Below are 23,110 nucleotides of genomic sequence, written 5' to 3'. Positions count from 1 at the left end.
GCGCGTCTCCTGTTCTCGGTCGCAAAACGCGGCCATCCGCCGAATCGGCTTGCGCCGACGGCACGCCTGCCGCGTCGTAGACTGCGCAGTTGGACCAAATGTGATGGGAGCGGGATTTGCTCCTGTCGCCGGTTCACCATATGCAGCTACTTCCAACAGGAGGTCGGCGACCGGACCCGGCCGCATCCAGGAATTGCAAGAGCCTTTCATGAGAAAGCTGGCCGGCCTTCTGGGCCTGCGCAAACACGCGGACAGGGAGCGCAGGGCGCGGCTGAGGCTGGATACCGCCGGCGTCGCCATTTATGCGGTGGGCGATGTCCATGGGTGTCTGGACGAACTGCTTTCGCTGGAGCGCGCCATCGTGGCGGACGGGAAGGATCTTCCGGGCCGCAAGCTGATCATCATGCTCGGCGACTATGTCGATCGGGGACCGGCATCGTCGCAGGTCCTGGATCATCTGAGCGCGCCCCCGCCTGCAGGCTTCGAACGCATCTGCCTGGCAGGAAACCATGAAGTCATGATGCTCGACTACATCGACGGCCGGCTCGGGCTGGCGGAGTGGATGGGCATGGGCGCGGCGTCGACCCTGCATTCCTACGGCATCGACCCTGAGCGCCTCAATCAGGTCTACCGATCCGGCCGGCAGGTCGACGAAGTGATCAGAAAAGCAATTCCGGCCGCACACGTCGCCTTCCTGAGATCGATGCCGATCCTGGTCGAGGCGCCGCGCTTCATCTTCGTGCATGCCGGGCTCCGTCCCGAACTCGCCATCGACCAGCAATCGGACGACGACCTGGTGCTCATCCGGTCGGATTTCTACGAACGCGTCTCCCTGCTCAGGAAATATGTGGTTCATGGTCACACGCCCGTTTCCGAGCCGGAACGGGAAGGCAGGCGCGTCAACATCGACACCGGCGCGGTCTTCGGGGGCCGCCTGACCGCCTTGCGCATCTGGCAGGACAAGGGACAATATCTGACCAATTGACTAGCCGGCCTTGCCGTTCATGCCGACCTGCTCGACGTAGTAGGCGGAGTAGCGGTCGAGATACTGTTCCGAGCCGCCGAAGGACGCGTAACGCGCCAGTTTCTTCATATCCGCCTTGTTGAGCATGATTCCGAGCACCTTGGCCGCGAGTTCAGGCTCCGCCTGCAAGGTGGCGCGAACGAGCGCGCGCGGCGTCTGTCCCCATTCGGCTACCAGCACGAAGCCGTCTGCCAGCGGCGCGAAGGCCTTGGCGTCGACGACCGGGCCGAGCGGCGGCAGGTCGACGATGATGTAGTCGTAGGCCGTGCGCGCCTCCTCGATCAGGTCGCGCATCCCCGGCCCCGATATGAGTTCGCTGGTGTGAGACAGACGTCCTCGCAACGTTGCGGGCATGACTGCGAGCTTGGTTGAACGGTCGACCAACACCGCGCTTCGCCAAGGTTGATGGCCGACGATCGCTTCGACCAGCCCCTTGTCAGGCGCCAGCGCGAGACCGCGGCTCAGCCCGGGATTCCTGAGATCGCCGTCGATGAGCAGCGTCCGTGCCCCCTGGGAAGCGAGCAGGCCGGCGAAATTTGCCGCTGCCGTCGTTTTGCCCTCGTGCGGCAGCACCGAGACGAAACCGATCACCTTGCAGGGCTTGTTCTGCAGAACGACATCGATGGCGATCTTGGCGTTGCGCAACGTTTCCGCAAACAAGGAGGCGGGCGCCTTGACGGCGACCCGCAATATGCCCGGAGTGACGGGGTCGCCCTGATCCGGCGGCAGCCTGTCTCCGGGTCTCGGGCCAGTCGCGGCCGGCCTCGTCGCCGTCGCCAGACCCGCGCCGACGATCGGCAGGTAGCCAAGGAAACTGATGTTGAGTGCGGAGCGGACATCATCCCCCGTGCGGAAGAACCGCTCCCTGAATTCCTGCAGGGCGCCCACCCCAGCTCCGGCAAAGACGCCCAGCACCAGCGACAGGCCCAGCACCATGGTCTTGCGCGGGCTCGAGGGCGAGACCGGATTACCGGCCTCGGAGATCACACGTGCCTTGGCGATGGGAAACGAGCGTTGCTGCGAGGCTTCCTCGTGGCGGGCCAGGAAGGTCTGGTAGAGCGCCGCCAGGGCCGTGGATCTCTGCTCCAGTGCGCGCAGCTGCACCATGGACTCGCTGGTTTCAGAACTCTGGCCCGCCATGTCGCCGACATTTTCGCGCAACGAGGTCTCACGCGCCTTGGCGACTTCATATTCGTTGCGATAGCTCTCGGTGATCTGTTGCAGCTCCCGGAAGATCTGCCGCTCGAGATCGGCTTCCTCGCGACGCAGCGCAACCGCCTGGGCATGGTCTTCGCCGAAGCGGGCGGCGATCTCCCGCTCGCGCTTGGTGACGCCGAGGTAACGCGTCTTGAGATCGTTGATGACGGCGCTGTTGCCGTTGTCGGACGGGATCGTCGCATTCCTGACGGCGTTTTCCGGACCGCTGTCGATGATCGACTTGAACTGGCTGTAGCGGCCGAACGCGTTGGCCGTCTCGGCCTGTGCGAGGATCAGCTGGCTGTTCAGGTCGGACAGCTGCTGCTCCGAAATCAATTCGCCTCGCGCCGCGGTCAGTCCGTTTTCGGCGCGGAACTTTGCGACCTCGAGCGCGGCGGCCTGTGAACTGTCGCGCAGTTCGTCCAGCCGTCCCTGCAGCCAGATGGTGGCGCGCTGAGTGGCGTCGAAGTTGGCGTCCAGCTGATCGGAAAGATACGCTTCGGCATAGGCGCGCGTGATGGCGCCGGCCAGATTGCGGTCGTTGGACTTGAACGACACGTCGATCACGTAGCTCCGCCCCGCCCGCTCGGCTCTCAGCGAGCTTTGCAAAAGCGCGACGGCCTTTCCGATCCTGGCGTTCTCGCCCGAAGCAGCGGAAGGCGTCGCGCTGAACGAAAACAGTCCGGCAATGCTCTTGACCTGGTCCTTGGCCCATCCGATCGGCGAGCGCGGCGGGTTCAGGAATGCCTCGTTGTGATGCAGCTTCTCGGCCAGCACGACGGCGCGCGCAAGACGGGCGGATTTCAGGATCTCCACCTCGCTGGAAATCATCGAATCCGCCTGGATCCGAACCGGCGCCCCATCCTTCTCCTCGGCGAATTTGGTGAGGCTGTCGTCAAGCAGGATGCGCGTCGCGGCCGTGTATTCGGCGGGCGTGAAGACAAGATAGAGAACGCCGAGAGCGAGGCCGACGGCGGCGCAAAGCGCCACAACCCTTGTCTGCCGCAGCGCGATCGCGGCCAGCCTCTCCACGTCGATGAAGCGGTCTGCATCCTCGGATGCGATCGACAGCCGGCTGCGCGGCGGAAAGCTGGTCTGATGCATGGTCCTCGCAGGCGTCGCACGCCGCTTTTGTTCTTCCTGGCTGCCGTTGGGGAGCCGCGACGAGGCGGCATCAAACATGCCTATTGGGCGAGAATGCGTCTCATGCCATCTGCGGCGACAGGTGCATCAGATCGCAAGGGTCTCCACAGCCGGACACTGCGTCCGGCTGTGGACAGGTGAGATGTGCTCAGGCCGCTTCGGCGCGGGATCCTGCTTGAGCCATCATCTCTGCTATCGGCTCGAAGACGAGATCGCGGATGTCGCCGCGGGCAAGCGCCAAGGCCACATTCGCCTGGATGAAGCCTTCCTTGGAGCCGCAGTCGAACATGCGTCCGTCGAATGGATGCGCATGGAAACGCTGGGTTTCGGAAAGCCGCTTCATGGCGTCGGTCAGCTGGATCTCGTCGCCCGCGCCGCGCTCCTGTGTGCCGAGAAGCTCGAACACTTCCGGCTGCAGGACATAGCGTCCGTTGATGTAATAATTTGAAGGAGCGACGGCGGGAGCCGGCTTTTCGACCATCTCGGTTACGACAAATCCCGAGCCGACGTCCGCGCCTTTGCCGACGATTCCGTATTTGTTGGTTTCGGTCGGATCACATTGCTCGACGGCAATGACATTGCCCCCCGTCTTCCCGTAGAGCTCCATCACGCCGGCAAGACATCCCTTCTTCCCGAACGAGACCATGTCCGGCAGGAGAAGGGCGAAGGGCTCGTCGCCGACGATGTCGCGGGCGCACCAGACGGCGTGGCCGAGGCCATCCGGCGCCTGCTGCCGCGTGAAGCTGACCGCTCCTGCCGGCAGTTGCATCGTCTGCAGCGTCGCCAGTTGATGGTGCTTTTTCGCTTGGGTCAGTGTGTCGAGCAGTTCCGGCTGGATGTCGAAGTAGTCCTCGATCACGTGCTTGTTGCGCCCGGTGACGAACACGATGTGCTCGATGCCCGCCTCCAGGGCCTCGTCGACGGCGTATTGCACGACGGGACGATCGACCACGGTCAGCATTTCCTTCGGCATGGCCTTCGTGGCCGGAAGGAACCGCGTTCCGAGGCCAGCCACCGGTATCACTGCTTTTCTGACTTTCTGCATGTCATATCCCTCGTGGAAATTGCGCCCCCGCCCAATTCCGTGTTTTCCGCCTATCCGGTCTGTTGGAGTGTCCCTCGCGAACGGAACGCCTTGCCGAGCCGATGCAGCCTGGCTGCGATCGGCATCTTCAGATGCCTGACCGCCATCGGATCGCGTAGCGCAGTCATGATCGCCTTCAACGGCGCGCGCTGCTTCAGATGCTGCACGAGAGTGAGGAAGGATCTGCCCTCTTCAAGGCTGCGCATGCGCCTCGCCTGCGCGGTCTGCGCGGCCTGATCCAGCGGATGGTCCCGCATGAAGGCTTCATCGGCGGCCAGCATCGCTTCGACGTGGTGCAGCTCGAGCACGCGGGAGATGGAGCCCGATCGAATATGGTAGGCGTAGCCCGGCTCGGAGACCACGACGCAGCGGCCGCCTCTCGCCAGCGCCGAGGCGAGAAAGACATAGTCCTCGCCGATGCGCACCGTCTCGACGTAGCGCAAGGCGTTTCGCTCGACGAAGCGTCGCTCGAAAATCGGCTTCATGTAGCCGAACGAGAAAGTGTTCTCGAACAGCAGGTTTGCCGCAATGAAGTCGGCGAGGCTGAGCTCGGAAAGACTTGCCAGTCGCGCCGACTCGAACATGACCGTTTCGGCGCCATTCGCCTCCTGCACCACGCTGAGATTGTCGACCGCGATCTGGGCATCGAACCGCTCGGCGCGGCGGATCATTCGGGCGAGACGGTCCGGATAGACCGTGTCGTCGGAGTCGAGCACCGCGATCCAGCGCCCGCGCGCGATCTCCAGCCCGGCATTGCGCGCGGCGCCCGCGCCGCGGTTCTTCTCGAGCTGGACCACCCGCACCAACTCGGCCGGAAAGGAACATGCCACCTCGACGGTCCGGTCGGAGGAGCAGTCGTCGACGACCACAACCTCCACGGTCACGTCGCGCTGGGCGATCGCACTTTCGATGGCGCGAGCGATCGACCGCTCCGCGTTGAACGCGGCGATCACGAAGCTAACGTCAGGCCGCATCGGGCTGCCGCCTCTCCGCTTCGCCATACTGGCGGATTTCACGGAAGCCGAGCAGCCCGCTGACCACGCCGGAATGCAGTATGCCCCGCAGCACGAAGCGATTGCGCCTTACCGGGGCGATTGCGAGCGCTGCGGCGGCAGCGAAGCAATAGCCTGCCTTCGCCGCGGCAAGGCCGACCTGCCGCAGGCCCGCGAGACCCTGGCGTGTTTCGCCGAGCAGTCGGCCATGGGTCTGTCCGAACCTGAACCGGCGTTTCGTGAGCCAGTTGAACAGCGCACGGTTCTGGGGAACTTTTTCGTAGACCGTTGCTGCCGGCGCAAAGGTGATCCGGCCGCCAGCCTGGTGCAGCTGCGTGAAATACTCGGTGTCCTCGCCGCCCGTGCTGCCAAGCGCGAGATTGAACCGGCGTTGCGAAACGTGGGGCGAGGCGAGGCGCAGCAGCACGTTGCAGGTATAGCCGGTGCGGATATCGCCATTGACCCAGACGGGAGCGGTCGAGTGAAAATCGCCGCGCTTCATCCAGCCGGGCGCATCATCGGAATAGACGGCCTGCACCGGCCCGAGCACGGCATCCGCTCCGGTCGATTCGGCCACCTGCAGCAACTCGGCCAGCCATTCCTCCGACGCCGTCTCATCGTCGTCGATGAAGGCGAGATAGTCGCCCGTGCTATTTTCGACGCAGGCATTGCGCGCGATGGAAATGTTGGATGCCGGGCAGTGCACATAGGCGACCGGGAACGGAAGTTCCGCGGCCAGGGCATAGACGCGTTCCCGCGCGCTCGGCACGACATCGTTGTCGGCCACGATTACCCTCACCGTCGCGTTCGCCGGCAAGCTCAGCGCGGCTATCGAGAGCAGCGTGTCGTCCAACTCGCGCCTGCGATAGGTGCATACGCAGACATCAATTCGCAAGGTTCCGCCGGTGGTCATGGTGCAGGCGCCTCGCGCTTTCGGAAATTCAGCAACTGCAGCCAGAAGCCCGCGGACCAGGCGAGGTGCATCACCATGGCGGAAAACCCGGCGAGCGGAGCGTAAGGATTGCGCTGGCTGACCGCCATCCATGCGCCGTAGCCGAGGCAAGCCGCAGCCCACAAGCCGGCCGGCAGCAGCGCGGCAAGGTTGAGGAACGCCAGCGACATGCCGACAACCACGGGGAACACCATCAGCGGAATCATCTGCCGGATCTTCGGCATCGCCCGGTGTTTCAGGATGTTCTTGGCGCGACCCCTGCCGTAGCCGAGATATTGCCTGAACAGGGCCGGCACCGATGCGCGGGGGTAGTAGACCATGAAGGTCTTGTCGGTCATCCAGATGCGATGGCCAGCCGCCCGTAGTCGGTAGTCGAGTTCGGCATCCTCGTTGTGGCTGAAGCTCTCGTCGTAACCGCCGACCGATCGAAATGCGGCCACACGCATGAAAGCGTGGTGTCCATGGTCGGTCCAATGACCCTTGGCGCCGTGCCGGTGGGGCGAGCCCCCGTTGCCGAGCCTCGAATTCTGGGCAATGGCGGTCGCCTTCTGGAAGGCGCCGAAACCTTTCGTCGCCATCGAAACGACGACGGACGCAGCTTGCGATGCTTCGGCCTCCTCGATCAGCCGGTCGCAATAGTCCTCGGGATAGTCGCCATGCGCGTCGATCCGGATGAAGCTTTCGAACTGGTCGCCGAGTTCTTCGACCGCAAGGTTCACCGCCGCGCTCTGGATCTTCCTGGCATTGTAGAGCAGCGATACCTCGGGCTTGGCCGCGGCGATGGTCTTCACGATCTCCTGCGTTCCATCGACGCTGCCGCCGTCCACGACCACGATCTTCATCCCGAGACGGTTTGCCGACGGGCTCAGCCGGTCGATCAGCGCCTCGATGTGTTCCGCTTCGTTCAGGCAGGGTATCACCACCATGCACGGCAACACCGGCATGGAACCCGTCGTCTCTCTACCCATGTCACTCACTGCTTCACGCCGCCCGCACCGCCCCATCGGATGAACTCGAGCCGGCCAGGGCCTTCAGCCTGTCGACCAGCGCCCGGCAGTCGCGCAGACCGCTGACCCACGTGCCGCGGTCTTCAGCCAGGATTTTCTGGCGGGCGGCCGCATAGCTGCCGGCATTCATCTCGCCGAGGCGCGCGCCAAGCGTCCAAGCCGAAGCTTCGTCGAGCAGGATTCCCATCTGGCGCGCGGCGAGGAACCGACCCGTCTCGGTCTGCCTCATCGCGATCGGAACGACACCGTAACGACAGCCTTCATAAAGCCGATTGGGCAGCAGCCAGCTTGAATTCAGCCCTTCCTCGAAGAAGTCGATGGCCCAGGCGAAATGCACCTCGCCATAAATCCGGGCGAGGTCTTCCGGGTTGCGGTAGGAGCCCTCGAAGCGAAGATGCGGCTCGGAGCCGACGAATGCGTCGAAATCGGGAAACTCCGAATAGGCCGGCCGGCCGCGCAGGACGACCTCGTAGCGGCCTTCCATCTGCCGGGTGAACGCGGCAAGCAGGTGCAGCGATTTTCGGCAGCGCAACGCGCCGAACCAGCCGATCGTCCACGGCTTGTGACTTGAGGCTTCGATTGCCTGGCTTCTCGGGTCTGCGGAACTGTCCGAGAGATCGAGCACCTTGTTCTGCAGCAGCATCACCGGGGCATCGATCTGCCCGAGGCGCTGGAAGTAGTCGCGCACGAAGGCCGGCGAACTCGTCATCAGCAGCGCGGCATCCCTGCCAAGCGCGCGTTCGGCACCCCGCATCGCCCTCGACACCTTGTTCTGCCCGAGCAGGAGGCGATGGATGTCGAGGCATTCATAGGCGACAGGGATATCGGCCGAAAGCAGCGTCCTGGCCCGTTTGGCCAACGCCAGCATTTCAAGATTGCGGCCGATGATGACGTCCGGCTTTGCAATGCCCTTCAGCTTGGCACGCAGCGACAGCGACGCCTTGGCAATCGCGAGGAGCCGTTGCGCAAACCTGCCGTCTTGCGTCGGTCCCAGGTCGATGGGCGAAAGCCCGTCGATCTGTGCAGTCGCCGGGTGCATGCTCCTGCGAAATCCGGCCAGCGTCACCTTGGCTCCGCCCGCCTGAAGCATGATCACCCGACGGCGCACGGCCGGGTCGGAGAGATCGTGCACGAGATAGAGAACATGCAGAGTGGAAATCGAATTCACTCCTGGCCGCTCAGTTCAGCTTGCAGACGATGGATTCGGGGAACTGGCAGGCATCGCCGGCTGCAGTGAACGCGATCCGATCGATTTCGGCGGCAACCGGTCCTGCGGGCTCTGCAAATGTGCCCATCCACGATTTCAGCGTGTCGCTGCCCCACAGGCTGAGATAGATCTTGGATGCATGGCTGGGCAGCTTGGCAGGGTCCGTCGCTTCACCGACGAGTTCGTCGTTCACATACCAGCGGATGCGGTCCTTCTCCCACACGAAGGCATAGTCGTTGAAGCCCTGGTCGGCGCCGCCGGGAACGTCCACCAGTCTTTCGGGGCCGGCGTTTTTCCCGTCGACATACGTGTTGATCTGCACCTTCGAGGGGTTCTTGCCGAGAACCTCGAAATCGATCTCGTCATGCGGCTGTTTGTGAACAGGCCCGATATAGGTGAAGAAGCCCGTGTTCAGGCCTGAACCGGCCACCGCCTTCATGCGAATTTCGTAGGCGCCGTAGCCGTAGCGCGGGTTGGTCTGGATCTCGCCGCAGACATAGGCGCGATCCTTGGTCTGCTGCTTCGCGAAGCCCAGCCGCAGCGTGCCGTCGGCGACCTCCACCTGACCTTTCGACCAGGTGCAGTTCTGATGATCGCCATTCGCCCAACCATCTGAAACGTACCAATGCTTCGTGTCGAGGCGGTCGAAATTCTCGATGAAGGATTTGCCTCCAGCGAGCTCTTCCGCGAGCGCGGCGGTCGGAGTGCAAGCTAGCGAGACAACAAACAGTCCGATGGCGAGGATAGGGGATTTGAGATTTCCGGTCGTGTTGGTCGCGTTCTGAATCACAGGCCCATCATCTGTACCTTGGCAGCAGGCTTCGCACGCCGCCTGTCAAATCACAGCGAATGCTGACGAGGTCCGTACATGGGCAACAGGTATGATCGGAATGTGACGAGCCTTCACAATTCCCCAAAAGAACGGCGATAACGTTTTGTGAGCGCTGGTTATCTCCGTCCCTGCCGCACGGTGTCCAAAGGCAGGTCTTCCGCAGCGTTCTCCTGCGAAAAGACTTCCACCTGGCCCCGGAGCGCGATCACGAAACCGATCTGTTTTTCCAGTGATCGGATGCGCCTTCTGTAGCGGATCATCGTGTCGGTCATGTCATCGATTTTCGCGGACATGGACACTTCGGCGCCATCGTTCTCCAAGGCTTCATATGAAAACGCGGCATCGGCGGCGAGTTTTTCGTGGCGGGCGCGAAGGCCGTTTCGCTCACGCTCTATTTCCAAGCGAAGGTCGTCGAGCACCTTATGGAGCCGCTGCAGCCGGCTCGCATCTGTCTCTCGGTCCCGATTCGGGTTTCGGATTTGAAAGCGAAACAGCGCCATCGTGAGTCGATCCCCTTTTTGTCCACGGCGAAGCCTATCGGCGACGTGGCGCCGAATGCTAGCCGCCGGCGCCGACGCTTGCCCGCGGCGCCATCCTCTCGCGCAGCAATTGAAGCAGTTTCCGCATCAAGTCCCGCTCGGTCAACAGCACGAGGAAGGCATAGATGATGCTGCCGGCCAGGCCGCAAATCACCACCTGCAACGCCGCGTTCGGTACGTCGTCCCTGATCTGATCGAGCAGGAATCGCACGGCGACGGCCATGATGAAAGCGGTGACCATCGGTCGGCTGGTCACATAAAGGCCGGACAGGAATGGCGTGCCGTCGGAGCGGAACACCACCCATGAGTAGCCGACCAGGGTGATGATGTTGGCGATGCACAGCCATATCATCGCGTCCACGAGTCCCCCCGTCATCACGCCGTAGCTGACACAGCCATAGACGAGGATCGCCCGAATCACCGCGACCCACCACAGCACGCTGCTCTGCCCGGCGCCCTTCAGATAGGGAATGAAGGTGCTGCACGGGGTGAGAATGCCCTTGGACAGGGCAAGCAATCCGAGGATCGGCCACGCGTAGGCCCACTGGGGTCCGAAGATCAGCAACATCCCGGGCTCGGCGATCGCCCAGATGCCGAACATCATCGGCGCCAGGAAGACGGTCGACACCTGGGTGCTCAGCAACAGCGCATGCGACCGGCGCGCGCGATCGTCGTTCATGTGGCTGAATGCCGGAAACAGCACGCCCATCAATGCTGTGAGCACGACCTGGTTGGGGATGCTCGAAAACCTGTTCGCCGCCGAATAGGCGCCGGCATCGGCGAGACCGAGATGGCGTGAAATGATGATCAGCGGCGACTGGAAGGTGATGAAGTTGAAGATCTCCGAGCCCATCAGGCCGAGGCTGAACGTCACAAGCCTCCGAAGCCTGCCAAGGGACATGACCAGCCGCGGCCTGTAGCGGCTTGCGTAAAAAAGCCCCGCCAGCCGCACCACCGCCGAGACGAAAAGCTGCGCCACCAGCGCCCACACTCCCCATCCGAGAACCGCCAGTGCGAGCGCAGTCACCGCACCGATCGATTCGGCAAGCACGCTCCAGGCCGCGTCCTTGCCGAAAGCCATGTTCCGCGCCAGCAGCGAATAGGCCACGTCGCCGCAAAGCTGGATCGGGATGAGAAACGCCATGACCTTTACAAGGTAGGCGGCGTCCGCGGCGCCGAGCATCTCGGCGAAGAAATCCGCCCACGCATAGAGGCCTGTCGCGAGTGTGCAGGCTACCAGCAGATTTGCCCAGAAAACGGAATGCACGGTCTCCGTTTCGAGGTCACGCCCGAGCACCAGCGAGGCCGCAAGACCGGCGCTGCCGACCATCGTCAGAAAGATCACGACGGTATGGGCGACGGCGACCATACCGAACTCCTCGGGCGAGAGGATGCGGGCGAGAAGCGGCACGGTGACAAATTTCAGCCCGAATGTGGCTGTCTTGGACAGCACGCTCCAGCCCACATTGTTCGTCACAGTTTTCAGGTTAATTGCAGGCGACATGGACGAGCACCGTTGTTCTTCTGGTCTTTGTGTCCTCATCCGGACCCGAAACAGGCCACCGAAAGGGAAGATTCCGGTGAGCCCGCAGACCTCCTAGATTTGATAAGGCGCGAAAAAATGACGAAGTGCACAGTCATCATCCCCTTCTACCAGCGAGAGCCCGGCATACTGGCGCGCGCGCTGAGGTCGGTGTTCGCGCAATCGCATCCGGATTTCGACGTGACCGTCGTCGACGACGCCTCGCCGTCGCCGGTCGAGATCGAACTGCAGGGGTTTTCGCCGGCCGAGCGGGCCCGGATAACCGTTATAGCTCAACCGAATGCCGGTCCCGGCGGGGCGCGCAACATGGGCCTCGACCACGTGCCGGCCGAAAGCTCCTATGCGGCATTTCTCGATTCGGACGACGAGTGGACACCCGACCATCTGGAGCACGCGGTCGCCGGCCTGTCACGTTTTGACGCAGACTGCTACTTTGCATCGATCAGGGGCGGTGAAGAATTCCACTACCATTTCGGCGTGTCTGCACTGGCCGAGACCACCACCGTCCTTCGGCTTTCAGACGAGCCGCCCCTGGTGGAAATCCCCGATCTCGCCGGCGTCATGCTGAAGAACTGGAGCTTTCTCCACCTCTCCTGCATGGTCATCGGCAGGAACCTGTTCCGCGAGATCCGCTTCGAAGCCGCCTTGCGGCTGGCCGCTGAGGACGTCCTGTTCTTCTACGACTGCGTTCGAGGCGCGAAGCGAATCATCCTGAGCGACGGCATAGGCGCCACGCGCGGCGAGGGGATCAACATCTTCCACGGCCTGGACAACGATTCGCCGCTGTTCCTCAAGCAGCAGTTCAACACCTGGGTCGCGCTCGACAAGCTTGAAAGCCGCTTTTCGCACGGCCCCGAAGACCAGGCATCGATCGAAGCCTACAAGCAGGTCGCGCGCCGCCAGGCGCTGTGGGGGCAGATGCGGCTGGTTCGCCGCCGCAAGGCGCCGCAGCTCGGACTTTTGGCGGAATGGGCCTGGCGCGATCCCAAGCTGTTGCGCAGCGCGGTGGAACTCGCCGTCGCCAAGATCACCCGCTAGCGAGGACAACCGCATGCATCCGTTCTACTGGGAATCCGCCCACGGCAATTTCGGCGACGACCTCAACCTCTGGCTCTGGGATTTTCTCCTCCCCGGGTTTCGCGAAGTTCACCCCGAAATACTGCTCGTCGGCGTAGGCACCGTCCTCAACCAGGCGCTGCTGCCGAAAGCCACGCGCAAACTCGTGGTCGGCAGCGGCTTCGGATACGGCAAGCTGCCGGATCTTTCCGACCCGTCCGAATGGGACATACGCTGCGTTCGCGGTCCGCTGACGGCGGAGAAGGTCGGCCTCGACAGGCGGCTCGGCATCATCGACCCGGCCGTCATGGTCGCCGACATGCCGGAGTTCGCCAACCTGCCGAAGACCGACGATGCGATATTCGTTCCGCACTGGGAATCGACCGTGGGCGGCATCTGGCCGACCGTCTGCAAGGCAGCCGGCCTGGTCTATGTCGATCCGTGCGGCGAGGCGAAATCCGTCATCCGGGCCATCGCGCAGTCGCGGCTGGTGGTCGCCGAATCCATGCACGCGGCCATACTGGCGGACGCTTTTCGGGTGCCCTGGGTCGCCGTCAGCACATCGCCCAACATCAACAGCTTCAAATGGCAGGATTGGGCGGCAACCGTCGGCGTCGCCTACAGGCCCCGTTACATTCCGGTTTCCTCGAGGGCGGAGGCGATCACGAAGGGAGCGCGCTTCTGGGGCGTGGATTTCGCCAACAGCGAGCCACAACCCGACAATCCCAACGAGCGAAGCTTCGACGACAGCCTCGTCATGACGCGCAGCGACCCTCGTCCATCCGCGCTTCGCAGCGCCGCAAAGCAGCTTCTGGCGGCACCGTCCACGCTTGCCTTGCGCCAGGCACGCAAGGCTGAGCCGCAACTGAGCGCCGACGGCGCGCTGGCCGAGCGCAAGGATCGGCTGCGCGAAGTCCTTGCCGGAATGCGCCGCGACTACTTCTGAGCGGCCGTTGCCGGCAGCAGGTAGCGAAGGGGCGAGGGGTTCGCGGTGTCGGGTTGGCGATGCGCCATGAAGGCGGCGAGTTTGTCGGCCGCCACCCCGCCGGAGATCGCCGGAATCGCGGAAGGGTTCCTGAGCGCGTAAAGGCCAGCCTGCCAGGTCCCCGCCTCGGCCTTGATGTCGAGGAAGCGGCGCAATTCGTAGCGCCCGCGAATGTGGCATTCGTGCCTGCGAAGCACGGCTGCGCTCTCCTTCGGCAGGCCGGGCGTGGCCAGGATCGCCCGGTCGGCCTCGTAGAGCCGTTGCAGATCGAGTGTCCGATGCCGGCCACTGAGCGAATCCGGTCGAACGACAGCGCCATAGCCGCACCCGTGGACGATCTTGTAGCGCGCGCCATGCAGCAGGGCGCGCACGTAGAGTTCGTAGTCCTCGCCGAGACGCAAGTCCTCCCTGTAGCGAAGCCCATGGGCGTCGAGGAAGGACCGCCGCATGACCGGCTTGAGGAACCCGATCTCACCACGGGAGACGCCGGGCCTGGAAATGTTGCCTTCGACGAAGCCGCGAAGATCGAGGAAGCGTGGCGCTGCTTCGAACTCCGGCACCTCGGGGTCCACCACCTGGCCTCGTCCGTCGATGAAAACGATATTGTCGGCGACGAAATCCCAGTCGTTCTTTGCGAGCAGCCTGTCGAAGCGACCGGCCAGATAGAAATCGTCGGCATCCAGCACCGCGATCAGCGGCGCGGACGAGTGGGCGATGGCGTGGTTGCGGGCGAAAGCCGGCCCCTTGTTGGTCTCGAGCGAAAGAACCCGCAGGCGACCGCTGCCGTCCTCCGCTGTCCTTGACGCGGCGGCAGTACCGTCGGTCGATCCATCGTCGACGACGACCACTTCGGCAACGCGATCTTCACGCAACGCCGAACGGATGGCGCGCGCAATCGTGCCGGAGGCATTGTTTGCGGCAATGATGACGCAGATAGTGGCGGGGGATGTCATTCACACCTCGATCAATCCGATTCCAAAAGCGGAGCAGACCACGCAACAGATTGGTCGCACCCGGCCAAATCGGTGTGTGCTGACGCTACCGACTCGGACTGGAAGACGAATTGTTCGCAATTGCGAACGGCGATTTCATGACAGGTCGGCGGGCGCTCGTCTTACGAATGATCCGAGCGCGGTATCCCAGGCAAACGGCCCACCTTGCGCGCCTGCGGATCTTCGGTCGGCGTGTTCTGCAAGGCCGCGTCCTTTGCCGCGCTCTCATCAAGACTCGGCTTACCGGCCGATCGCCACACGAGGAACAGCACAGCGGCGAAATACCCGATCTGCAACAGGACTGCGCAGATCACGGTCTGCACCAACGTCGTCCATACCGACTGCGTCATTACGTATGTAGTAATGGCGAACACCAGCAGGACTCCGATAAGGCCACGGAGAAAGAGCACAAAAGACATTTCTATGCCGTCGCCCCGTTCGCCCGCGATTTCGCGGCCAAGATCATTCCCAAGATTCCTTCGAAACGTTCGGCGTCGATGGTGTCGGGACCAACCGCCAAGCCCAAGATAACATATTCGTCCAAGCCCCATCCGGCAACTGGCCGGCTTTTTCCTTTGAACTGCTTAACCACGCAGCCGCCGGTTGAACAATTTGTCGTGATAGCCGAGTTTGCTCATGGGAGCCTGGAGGTCCCCATGAAGTTACGCATAGTTATACAAGAGAGAGGTATTTTATTGTTCGGCGCGGCTTGAACCGATTAGCGCCACGTGCGGCAAATTTACAAAATCTATCTTCTGCACATCTTCGGTTTTAGCCAGATATGATTTGCATCTCTGCCTAGGCTTGGACTGGCGACCGGGCATGTATCCACATGCCACATAATATGATCTGCCTATTATCCTAGTTTCACATTTCGAACACATAAGTGACTCATCCATCGCGGCGTCACTGGCCATGTTGCGTCGCAGCATTTCCCCGCCGTCCCGACCACTTGTGGAGCAGCAAATGAAACCCGCCCCCAGATTGGCCAACTCGACAGAACGACTGCGATCGGTTTCCAAGACGCAGCCGCCGATCGGCGGGGTTTTCAAACGCGGTTTCGACATCATCGGCGTCTCGGCGGGCATTCTCCTACTGAGTCCCCTGTTTCTCATGCTGGCGATGCTGGTGAAGTTTTCCGATGGTGGACGGGTATTCTACGGCCACAGTCGGATCGGACGGAACCGCCAGGTTTTCCAGTGCCTCAAATTTCGCACCATGGTCGAGAATGGGGATGAGGTTCTGGCGGCCCACTTCGCTAGGAACCCGCAGAGCCGCGAGGAATGGCTCGCCACCCGCAAGCTACAGAACGACCCTCGCGTCACGCGCGTCGGCGCCGTGCTGCGCAGGCTCAGCCTCGACGAGCTGCCGCAGATGTTCAACATCCTGCGCGGCGACATGAGCATCGTCGGCCCGAGACCGGTGGTGATGGACGAACTCGAGCTCTATGGAACGGCAGCCGCCTACTATCTGAACTCACGCCCCGGCCTGACCGGATTGTGGCAGGTCAGCGGCCGCAATGACGTTTCCTACGACGCCCGGGTCGCCTTCGACCGGCACTACGTTGAAAACTGGTCCTTCTTTTTTGACCTCAAGATCATCGTCAAGACGGTTCCCGCCGTTTTCTCGTCTCGTGGCAGCTACTGATCGGCGCAGCTTGCGCACGATGTTTCGGCAGCGCTCACAGAAAGGCTTGTCTTGAAAGCGAAACCCATCAATTACCGCGCCGCATGGCTGCGCATGAGGCGTTCTTTCCTCGCGGGCGTGACGAAATTCGCGTTGGTAGTGGCGGCGTTGACCGCGATTTCAGCGCAGGCCGCGGACTACCGGCTGGGGACCATGGACAAGCTCCGCATCCGTGTCGTGGAGTGGCAGACCGCGGAAGGCGCGGTTCGCGACTGGTCGACGATCAGCGGCGAGTATGCCGTCGGCCCCTCAGGCAAGATCTCGTTGCCACTCGTAGGCGAAATGGATGCCGCCGGGAAAACGACGTCCGAGATTCGCGAGGCAATCAGCGAGACGTTGCAGCAGAAACTCGGGCTGCTCGACCGCCCGGACGCGTCGGTTGAACTTGCCGAGTTTCGGCCTGTCTTCGTCTCCGGCGACGTTCAGACGCCGGGCAAATACCCCTATGCTCCGGATCTGACGGTATTGAAAGCAGCCAGCCTGGCCGGAGGAATACGTCGCGCGGCCGATGCCGGCCTGCGCACCGAGCGCGATTTCATCAACGCCCGCGGCAACTACGAGGTTTTCGTCGCGGAGCGGGATGGCCTCTTGGCCAAGCGCGCGCGGCTGATTTCCGAAGCCAAGGGTCTCCAGGAAATCGACTTTCCCAAGGAGCTTCAGGAAACCGCCAATGGCAAGAAACTGATCGCGGACGAGAGCGCTTTCAAGACAGCGCGCGAGACACGGCTGCGCGTGCAACTCTCTGCGATCGAGGATCTGAAGACGCTTCTACAGAGCGAGGTGGTTTCGCTGGAAAAGAAGATCGCCAGCCAGAGCCGCCAGATAGAGCTTTCGCGCAAGGAGTTGAAGGGCATCGGCGACCTTGCCGACAAGGGCCTGGCGGTGAATTCCCGCGTTCTTTCGATCGAGCGTTCGACCGCCGAACTGGAGACCAAGGTCCTGGACATGGAGACTGCCGCCTTGCGGGCCAAGCAGGACATAAGCAGGGCCACACAAGACGCGACGAACCTGCAGAACGAGTGGGATTCCGGGGTCGCCCAGGAACGCCAGCAGGCGGAATTCGCCATCGAACAGCTGAACCTGAAAATCGCGATGTACAGGGACTTGATGGCTGAAGCATTGGCGCGCGATCCGCAGGCCGGGCGCACAAGCGGTGACGCGTCGCCCGAGATCGGCTTCTCCATTGTCCGTGAAGCGGAAGGAAAGACGACTGAGATGCCGGCTGAAGAGAACACTCCGGTTCTGCCAGGCGACGTCATCAAGGTGGGCATCGCGGCGATACCGGCCAACTAGCGTCGACTTGCTCGGACCTGTCCATGAAGATCGCAAAGGCAAGTCTCGTCAGCCCGGACCACAATTTCTGGTACGGGTCTTTCGCGGTCGCAATCTCGACCTTCATCCTGGCCTATTCGGCGCGGTTCGGACAGGTTTCGGTACTTGCCTATTACGGACTGTGGCTGCCGCTGATCCTGGTCGATTACCGGCATTCGCTGGGGAACTACACCCGCTTCTACTGGATCATCGCCTTCGGCGTCTTTGCCTGCCTGTCGGTGTTCTGGTCCGCCGCGCCCGGCGTGACAGCGCGCGCGGGCGTGCAATATTTGTCCCACATCGTCTGTGCGCTGATCGCGGCACGGACCGTCAATGTGCGGACGATGGCGCTCGGCATGCTCGCCGGCGTCATCTTCGTGCTTCTCTACTCCCTTGCCTTCGGCGGCTACCACTATGATCCGCTGGACGGCGACTACAGCTTCGTGGGCGCCTTCGCCTCCAAGAATCAGCTCGGCTTCTTCGCCTCGCTCGGCATCTATTTCGCTTTTGCCTGCATCTTCGTCCTGGGCGAGCGCGGATTCGCCCGGCTGCTTGCCCTTTTTGGCGGATGCCTGTCCGGCTATGCGCTGATCGCCTCGCAGTCCGCCACATCGATCATAGCCACCGCAGCCACGCTGGTCGTCATGATCGGCCTCAGCGTCACGGTCCTGTTTGCGCCGCGCACCAGGAAGACCCTCTTCGCGCTCGGTATCGTACTCGTGCTCGGACTCGTGTTCGTCGGATTGAATCTTGGCGGCATGGCGATGGTGCTGGGCGCCTTCGGCAAGGACGCGACACTGACGGGGCGCACCTATCTGTGGGCGGAAGGTATCGCGGCGGGTTGGGAGTCTCCGGTCGTCGGCGCCGGCTATTATGCCTACTGGGTCCAGGGCTTCTCCGAAGCCGAGCGCCTCTGGGAGGAATTCTACATCGGCTCCCGCAGCGGCTTTCATTTCCACAACACCTACATCGAACTGTTCGTCGAACTCGGCTTCATCGGACTTCTGCTCGCCGGCCTGGTCATCGTCCGGGTCTGGCTCGGCTATCTGCTCCGCCTTCTCCACGGCCACGACGTCATGCGCTCCCATCTTCTGTTCGGCGTCGCCTTCATGCTCCTGGTCCGCTCTTTCTTCGAAGTCGACGTGATGCACCCATACGCGATCGGATCATTCCTGCTCTACTATTCGGCGGGCCTGCTCGCGGCATCGAAACCGGCGCGCGACCTGGCATTCCCCGCCGCGCAACCGGTCTCGCACCTGCGGGTTCGTCACGCCCGATGAACAGGCTGCATGGCATCCAGTATCTGCGCGCCGTGGCGGCCATCGCCGTGGTGGTCTTCCACGCGGCCGAGCGCACTGGCGGGCATTTCGTCATCGGCGCCGCCGGCGTGGACGTGTTCTTCGTCATCAGCGGTTTCATCATGTGGGTGATCTCGGAGCGCAGGCCGACCACGCCCGCCCGGTTCATGCGCGATCGGCTGCAGCGCATCGCACCGGTCTACTGGGTCGCGACCGGCATCATGATTGCCGGCGCACTTGCCGGCCTGTTCCCGAATTTGAAGCTCACGCTCGGCCACATACTCGGCTCGCTGTTCTTCATCCCGCATCAGTCGCCGAGCAACGGGCAGGTCTGGCCGGTTCTGGTCCAGGGCTGGACGCTGAACTATGAGATCTTCTTCTACGTCGTTTTCGCCGCCTGCCTGCTGCTGCCGTCACGGTTCCGACTCGCGGGCCTGGCGTTGGTGCTGCTAGGCCTGGCTGGAGTGGGCTTTGTCCAGGACAGCGGCAATCCAATTGTGGCGACATACACCGACCCGATCATCCTGGAATTCCTGCTCGGCGCCCTTGTGGGAAAACTCTGGCTGGATGGCAGGATTCCCTTGCCCGCCACGGGCACTGTCCTGATCGTTGCCGCGCTCCTCGGCTTCGCGATCGTCGGCACCACCCATGTCGGTTTTGGCCCGCTCTCCTTCGGCCCGTTGGCTGCCGCGCTGCTGATCGGCGTGCTCGCGCTGGAGAAGGCTGGCGCGGTCCGCCATCTCCGGCCGATGCTCTATCTCGGCGACGCGTCCTATTCGATCTACCTGTTCCACACCTTCGCGATTTCGGTCGTCGCCAAGCTGGCTGCATTGCTGGCGATGCCCGCTGCAGCGGCAATGATCCTTGCCGTGGTCGCAGGCGTGACGATCGGCACTGCGGCTTATGAAATGCTGGAAAAACCCATGATCGCAGTCTTCAAAGGCTCGTCGAGCCGAAAACGCGCACGCAAATCGGTCGAGGACAATCGACCGGTCCCTGAGAGCGTCTGAAGTCCGCAGACGGGATCCGGTTTGTCGTCAAATGTGATGTTGAGGTAGCTGACATGCGAATTTTCGTGACAGGGGGAGCCGGCTATATCGGCTCGCATTTCTGCGTGGCAGCACTGCAAGCGGGCCATGACGTCGTTGTCTTCGACAATTTTTGCAACAGTGACCCGGGGGTTCCGTCGCGGATCGCGCGCATTGCGAGGCGGCCTTGCAGCGTCGTCACCGGAGACGTTCGGCGCAAGCAGGACATATCGAATGCCCTGCGCTCGGCTCAGCCTGATCTGGTGGTGCACCTGGCAGGGCTGAAAGCCGTCGGGGATTCGGTCGCCAGGCCACTGGACTATTTCGAAACCAATGTGGGCGGCACTGCATGCCTCCTCGAAGCCATGAAGGAACACGGCGTCCACCGTCTCATCTTCAGTTCCTCAGCTACCGTCTATGGCCAGCCCGTCGAGCTACCGCTGAAGGAATCGCACCCCCTGAATCCGACCAATCCGTACGGGCGTTCCAAGCTCATGGCGGAGTGGTTGTGCGATGATTTCCAGCGCGCCGAGGGCAATGTCAGCATCGTCGTTCTCCGCTACTTCAATCCGGTCGGCGCGCATCCGAGTGGAGGGATCGGTGACGATCCCGTCGGCGTGCCCAACAATCTGATGCCCTTCGTGACTCAGGTTGCGAGCGGCCAGCGCGAGCGTCTCCATATTTTCGGGACGGACTACCCCACCCCCGACGGAACCGGCGTCCGCGACTATCTCCATGTCTGCGATCTCGCCGAGGGGCATCTGGCGGCTATTTCCAGATCGGACACGCCTGGCTTCGTGACCGTGAACCTGGGGACCGGGACAGGATATTCGGTCCTGGATGTGGTTCGTACCTTCGAACGGGAGACGGGGCGCGCCATACCCGTTGCATATGGAAAGCGGCGCGAGGGGGATCTCGCCCAATACTACGCTGATCCCGCCAGGGCGCTGCACCTGCTCAACTGGCGGGCCCGAAGGGACCTTGGGGAAATGTGCCGCGATGCCTGGGCGTGGCAACGGGGGAGCTCCACCGAGTAGTGCGCAGGCGTCCATGCGTTGACGTCGATATTGAACATCGTGGCGCACATTGAGGCACCCGGCCCAAAAAACACCGTGAGGCAACGACCTCGCAAAGGACCTTGACCCCGGCGATGGCATCAGGCCGATCTTGCGACTTGGCTTCGCCGGTCGCTTTCATCTGGTCGCGCCAAGTCGGGTCAGTAGCGCCGCGACATCCATCCCCAGTGTCCGCAAGGCAGTATTGTCCCGGCAGTCGAAAAACGCGCGCGATGTCTGTGTCATAGGAGAGCGTCGTCGGCTGGAAGCTGCCCTCCTGATTGGCCTCGCGCAACGCCGTCATGACCGACAGGGACGTATAGAGGGCCAGCGGCCCTTTCGATTGACGCCGCCGCCGTACAGCTCTGCCCCACGGCCGCCACCGGTTCGCGCGAATAGATCGGGTCAAGCGCCGGTAGAAGACTCCCTCGTAGCGCATCGCTGCGCCGCCATCGCGTCGGCAAGGGTGAGCCTCCCCACTTCATCCGGTTCCTCCTCTCATATCTCCGACGCGCATGTTGCATCATGGATCCAATGCTGCCATAACCGCCCGGGGCGGGAGGAACTGATCGTGAAGTGTCAGGATTACGACGTGATCGTTCTGGGGGGCGGCAGCGCCGGCATTGCGGCGGCGGTCGCTGCGGCCCGGAACGGCGCGCGCACGGCCCTGGTGGAAGCCGGTCCGATGCTGGGTGGAGAGCTGTTGACGGGCATGACCGTCGATGGCGCGATCAACGGACGCGGCGAGGAGACGGTGGGCGGCGTCCTGACCGACCTTCTCCAGCTTTGCCGAGACATGGGCGGCTTCGTCGCCAAGCTGAATGACTGGCGGCTGATCCAGTACGTCGCCTACGATCCGGAGATCATGAAGATCGCGATCCCGCAACTGGTGTTCGGGGCCGGGGTCACCGTCTATCTCCAGACCTTCGCCGAGGAGACGGTTCAGGACGGCGGCAGGATTTCGGGCCTGGTGGTGCGCAACAAGGGCGGCCGGCAGCTGCTGACGGCGCGCGCCTTTGTCGACGCTTCGGGCGACGGCGACCTCTGCGCCATGGCCGGCGCCGAGATGCTGAGCGTGGGCCGGGACGAGAAGCCCCAACCGATGTCGATGATGTTCCGCATGGCCAATGTCGACACCGCCGGGCTTCTCGGCTTCGTGCGCGAGCACCCCGAGTGCGTCGCCGTGGGCGAAAGCCAAGCGATTCGGGGCGGGCGGACAGATCGCGAGATCACCGAGGAAATCTACCGGCAGGGCCAGCCCTGCGTCTTCTTCAAGGGCGATGGGCCGCTGCTCGGCGGCGCGATCGAGCGCGGCGAGATGTTTGCGACCGCGCTGATCATGATCCAGCCCACCTCCGACACCCGTCGCGAGGTCTGCATCAACGCGACGCGCATAACCCTCGACGAGCCGACCCGGCCCGACAACATGGCGACGGCGTTGCGCGTCCTGACCGCACAGGTGTTCCAGTGCGCCGAATTCCTGCGCAAGTCCGTGCCCGGCTTCGGTGCAGCCAGCATATCCGGCATGTCGCCGCGGATCGGGATCCGCGAAACCCGGCGCGTCGTCGGCGACTACATCCTGACGGAAGAGGACGTCCTGGAGGCAAGGAAGCGTGGGGACGGTGTGGCCAAGGGTTGCCATCACGTCGACATCCATCAGGACGGGACCGGACAGATCCGCATCCCGGTCGCCGACGGCGGTTCATACGACATTCCGCTTGCCAGCCTGCTGCCGCAAGGTCTGGAGAACGTGGTCATTGCGGGGCGCTGCCTGTCGGCGAGTCGCGAGGCGCAGGGGTCGGCGCGGGTCATGGGCAGCTGCCTGGCGATGGGCCAGGCGGCGGGCAGCCTGACCGCGATGGCGGTCACCCAAAGCAACCACGCCAGGCTGCGCGACATTCCTGTGGCCCGGCTGCGTCAGACCCTGAAGGATCAAGGCGCGATCCTCGAAGGAACCAGGTGATGGACGCTGGCCGCGGCCGATGTCTTCATCCCGCAATGAGATCAGGCTTCTGCGTCCGCCGTTTCGGGCGACGTCAGCATCGCGCAAACCTGCTCCTGCGTGCCCCGGTTGTGCGCCTTGAGCCGCTGGCTCAGAAGCTCCAGGTCGCGCGCGCGCAATGCGTCCATCATCGCGCCATGCTCGTCGCGCGAGCCGCGATGTGCGTGCCAGGCAGAA

General features: G+C 63.0%; 21 protein-coding genes. 9 read left to right on the top strand and 12 right to left on the bottom strand.

All coding sequences use genetic code 11. From position 1 onward, the window contains the following. Positions 1–208: 208 nt before the first annotated feature. Positions 209–985, top strand: a complete 777-nt coding sequence (locus PD284_RS26535; RefSeq protein ID WP_274631347.1) for a metallophosphoesterase — start codon at positions 209–211, stop codon at positions 983–985. Here the strand turns inward: PD284_RS26535 and PD284_RS26530 are convergent, their stop codons facing one another. The 9 genes from PD284_RS26530 to PD284_RS26490 all read right to left on the bottom strand — a co-directional run bounded on the left by PD284_RS26530 (position 986) and on the right by PD284_RS26490 (position 11,481). Continuing rightward, positions 986–3,325 carry a polysaccharide biosynthesis tyrosine autokinase gene (locus tag PD284_RS26530; protein ID WP_274631346.1) on the bottom strand — a complete coding sequence of 780 codons (2,340 nt, stop codon included), beginning with the start codon at positions 3,323–3,325 and terminating at the stop codon, positions 986–988. Between the two features lie 187 nt (positions 3,326–3,512). Continuing rightward, a complete protein-coding gene (locus tag PD284_RS26525; protein WP_274631345.1) occupies positions 3,513–4,409 on the bottom strand; it encodes a UTP--glucose-1-phosphate uridylyltransferase in 897 nt (298 codons plus the stop codon). A gap of 50 nt (positions 4,410–4,459) precedes the next feature. Beyond that, positions 4,460–5,422, bottom strand: a complete 963-nt coding sequence (locus PD284_RS26520; RefSeq protein WP_274631344.1) for a glycosyltransferase family 2 protein — start codon at positions 5,420–5,422, stop codon at positions 4,460–4,462. Beyond that, the gene (locus PD284_RS26515; RefSeq protein ID WP_274631343.1) at positions 5,412–6,353 is read right to left on the bottom strand and encodes a glycosyltransferase family 2 protein; all 942 of its coding nucleotides are present in this window, start codon (positions 6,351–6,353) and stop codon (positions 5,412–5,414) included. Before PD284_RS26515 ends, PD284_RS26520 begins: the two co-directional genes overlap by 11 nt. Then, positions 6,350–7,360, bottom strand: coding sequence for a glycosyltransferase family 2 protein (locus tag PD284_RS26510; protein WP_274631342.1), 1,011 nt, complete (start codon positions 7,358–7,360; stop codon positions 6,350–6,352). The genes PD284_RS26515 and PD284_RS26510 overlap by 4 nt, the downstream gene beginning before the upstream one ends. A 13-nt stretch (positions 7,361–7,373) precedes the next feature. Further along, positions 7,374–8,567: a glycosyltransferase family protein gene (locus tag PD284_RS26505; RefSeq protein WP_274631341.1), complete on the bottom strand. Its 1,194-nt coding sequence runs from the start codon at positions 8,565–8,567 to the stop codon at positions 7,374–7,376. A 10-nt stretch (positions 8,568–8,577) separates the two neighbouring features. After that, the gene (gene exoK, locus PD284_RS26500; RefSeq protein WP_411956305.1) at positions 8,578–9,342 is read right to left on the bottom strand and encodes an endo-1,3-1,4-beta-glycanase ExoK; all 765 of its coding nucleotides are present in this window, start codon (positions 9,340–9,342) and stop codon (positions 8,578–8,580) included. Positions 9,343–9,554: 212 nt separating this feature from the next. After that, complete coding sequence (locus PD284_RS26495; RefSeq protein WP_274631340.1) at positions 9,555–9,938, bottom strand: hypothetical protein; 384 nt, start codon at positions 9,936–9,938, stop codon at positions 9,555–9,557. A gap of 58 nt (positions 9,939–9,996) precedes the next feature. Next, a complete protein-coding gene (locus PD284_RS26490) occupies positions 9,997–11,481 on the bottom strand; it encodes a lipopolysaccharide biosynthesis protein (protein ID WP_274631339.1) in 1,485 nt (494 codons plus the stop codon). A 117-nt stretch (positions 11,482–11,598) separates the two neighbouring features. Here PD284_RS26490 and PD284_RS26485 point away from each other — a divergent pair, with 117 nt between their 5' ends. Together PD284_RS26485 and PD284_RS26480 are read left to right on the top strand one after the other, a co-directional pair. Next, a complete protein-coding gene (locus tag PD284_RS26485; RefSeq protein ID WP_274631338.1) occupies positions 11,599–12,558 on the top strand; it encodes a glycosyltransferase family 2 protein in 960 nt (319 codons plus the stop codon). A 13-nt stretch (positions 12,559–12,571) separates the two neighbouring features. Next, positions 12,572–13,522, top strand: coding sequence for a polysaccharide pyruvyl transferase family protein (locus PD284_RS26480; protein WP_274631337.1), 951 nt, complete (start codon positions 12,572–12,574; stop codon positions 13,520–13,522). Here PD284_RS26480 and PD284_RS26475 read toward each other — a convergent pair. Together PD284_RS26475 and PD284_RS26470 are read right to left on the bottom strand one after the other, a co-directional pair. Beyond that, complete coding sequence (locus tag PD284_RS26475; RefSeq protein WP_274631336.1) at positions 13,513–14,514, bottom strand: glycosyltransferase family 2 protein; 1,002 nt, start codon at positions 14,512–14,514, stop codon at positions 13,513–13,515. The genes PD284_RS26480 and PD284_RS26475 overlap by 10 nt on opposite strands. 161 nt (positions 14,515–14,675) lie before the next feature. After that, positions 14,676–14,927 (bottom strand): exopolysaccharide production repressor protein, encoded by a 252-nt coding sequence (locus PD284_RS26470; protein WP_274631335.1) that lies wholly within the window; start codon positions 14,925–14,927, stop codon positions 14,676–14,678. 592 nt (positions 14,928–15,519) lie between these two features. On the opposite strand from PD284_RS26470, the gene PD284_RS26465 reads away from it, so the two are divergent. From PD284_RS26465 to PD284_RS26440, 6 genes are all read left to right on the top strand, one after another. Beyond that, the gene (locus PD284_RS26465) at positions 15,520–16,200 is read left to right on the top strand and encodes a sugar transferase (protein WP_411956304.1); all 681 of its coding nucleotides are present in this window, start codon (positions 15,520–15,522) and stop codon (positions 16,198–16,200) included. Between the two features lie 93 nt (positions 16,201–16,293). Then, positions 16,294–17,532, top strand: a complete 1,239-nt coding sequence (locus PD284_RS26460) for a polysaccharide biosynthesis/export family protein (RefSeq protein ID WP_274631405.1) — start codon at positions 16,294–16,296, stop codon at positions 17,530–17,532. Positions 17,533–17,555: 23 nt separating this feature from the next. Next, positions 17,556–18,830, top strand: a complete 1,275-nt coding sequence (locus PD284_RS26455) for an O-antigen ligase family protein (protein ID WP_274631333.1) — start codon at positions 17,556–17,558, stop codon at positions 18,828–18,830. Then, positions 18,827–19,858 carry an acyltransferase family protein gene (locus PD284_RS26450; RefSeq protein ID WP_274631332.1) on the top strand — a complete coding sequence of 344 codons (1,032 nt, stop codon included), beginning with the start codon at positions 18,827–18,829 and terminating at the stop codon, positions 19,856–19,858. Before PD284_RS26455 ends, PD284_RS26450 begins: the two co-directional genes overlap by 4 nt. Positions 19,859–19,911: 53 nt before the next feature. Then, entirely contained in the window at positions 19,912–20,913 is a 1,002-nt protein-coding gene (galE, locus tag PD284_RS26445) for a UDP-glucose 4-epimerase GalE (protein ID WP_274631331.1), read from the top strand. Between the two features lie 589 nt (positions 20,914–21,502). Further along, positions 21,503–22,894, top strand: a complete 1,392-nt coding sequence (locus PD284_RS26440; protein WP_274631330.1) for an FAD-dependent oxidoreductase — start codon at positions 21,503–21,505, stop codon at positions 22,892–22,894. 41 nt (positions 22,895–22,935) lie between these two features. Here the strand turns inward: PD284_RS26440 and PD284_RS26435 are convergent, their stop codons facing one another. Then, on the bottom strand, positions 22,936–23,064 hold the full coding sequence (locus PD284_RS26435) for a hypothetical protein (RefSeq protein ID WP_274631329.1): 129 nt from the start codon (positions 23,062–23,064) through the stop codon (positions 22,936–22,938). Between the last annotated feature and the right edge of the window lie 46 nt (positions 23,065–23,110).

The sequence above is a fragment of the Mesorhizobium shangrilense genome (assembly GCF_028826155.1).
GTDB classification, from domain to species: Bacteria; Pseudomonadota; Alphaproteobacteria; order Rhizobiales; family Rhizobiaceae; genus Arvimicrobium; species Arvimicrobium flavum.
This window is presented reverse-complemented; position numbering and strand designations above follow the sequence as displayed.

Coding starts and splice junctions, on each gene's coding strand:
- galE (WP_274631331.1), top strand. CDS start 19,912: ATGCGAATTTTCGTGACAGGGGGAGCCGGCTATATCGGCTCGCATTTC.
- PD284_RS26450 (WP_274631332.1), top strand. CDS start 18,827: ATGAACAGGCTGCATGGCATCCAGTATCTGCGCGCCGTGGCGGCCATC.
- PD284_RS26535 (WP_274631347.1), top strand. CDS start 209: ATGAGAAAGCTGGCCGGCCTTCTGGGCCTGCGCAAACACGCGGACAGG.
- PD284_RS26475 (WP_274631336.1), bottom strand. CDS start 14,514: ATGACATCCCCCGCCACTATCTGCGTCATCATTGCCGCAAACAATGCC.
- PD284_RS26465 (WP_411956304.1), top strand. CDS start 15,520: ATGAAACCCGCCCCCAGATTGGCCAACTCGACAGAACGACTGCGATCG.
- PD284_RS26455 (WP_274631333.1), top strand. CDS start 17,556: ATGAAGATCGCAAAGGCAAGTCTCGTCAGCCCGGACCACAATTTCTGG.
- PD284_RS26520 (WP_274631344.1), bottom strand. CDS start 5,422: ATGCGGCCTGACGTTAGCTTCGTGATCGCCGCGTTCAACGCGGAGCGG.
- PD284_RS26495 (WP_274631340.1), bottom strand. CDS start 9,938: ATGGCGCTGTTTCGCTTTCAAATCCGAAACCCGAATCGGGACCGAGAG.
- PD284_RS26490 (WP_274631339.1), bottom strand. CDS start 11,481: ATGTCGCCTGCAATTAACCTGAAAACTGTGACGAACAATGTGGGCTGG.
- PD284_RS26480 (WP_274631337.1), top strand. CDS start 12,572: ATGCATCCGTTCTACTGGGAATCCGCCCACGGCAATTTCGGCGACGAC.
- PD284_RS26460 (WP_274631405.1), top strand. CDS start 16,294: ATGAGGCGTTCTTTCCTCGCGGGCGTGACGAAATTCGCGTTGGTAGTG.
- PD284_RS26435 (WP_274631329.1), bottom strand. CDS start 23,064: ATGATGGACGCATTGCGCGCGCGCGACCTGGAGCTTCTGAGCCAGCGG.
- PD284_RS26530 (WP_274631346.1), bottom strand. CDS start 3,325: ATGCATCAGACCAGCTTTCCGCCGCGCAGCCGGCTGTCGATCGCATCC.
- PD284_RS26485 (WP_274631338.1), top strand. CDS start 11,599: ATGACGAAGTGCACAGTCATCATCCCCTTCTACCAGCGAGAGCCCGGC.
- PD284_RS26525 (WP_274631345.1), bottom strand. CDS start 4,409: ATGCAGAAAGTCAGAAAAGCAGTGATACCGGTGGCTGGCCTCGGAACG.
- PD284_RS26510 (WP_274631342.1), bottom strand. CDS start 7,360: ATGGGTAGAGAGACGACGGGTTCCATGCCGGTGTTGCCGTGCATGGTG.
- PD284_RS26515 (WP_274631343.1), bottom strand. CDS start 6,353: ATGACCACCGGCGGAACCTTGCGAATTGATGTCTGCGTATGCACCTAT.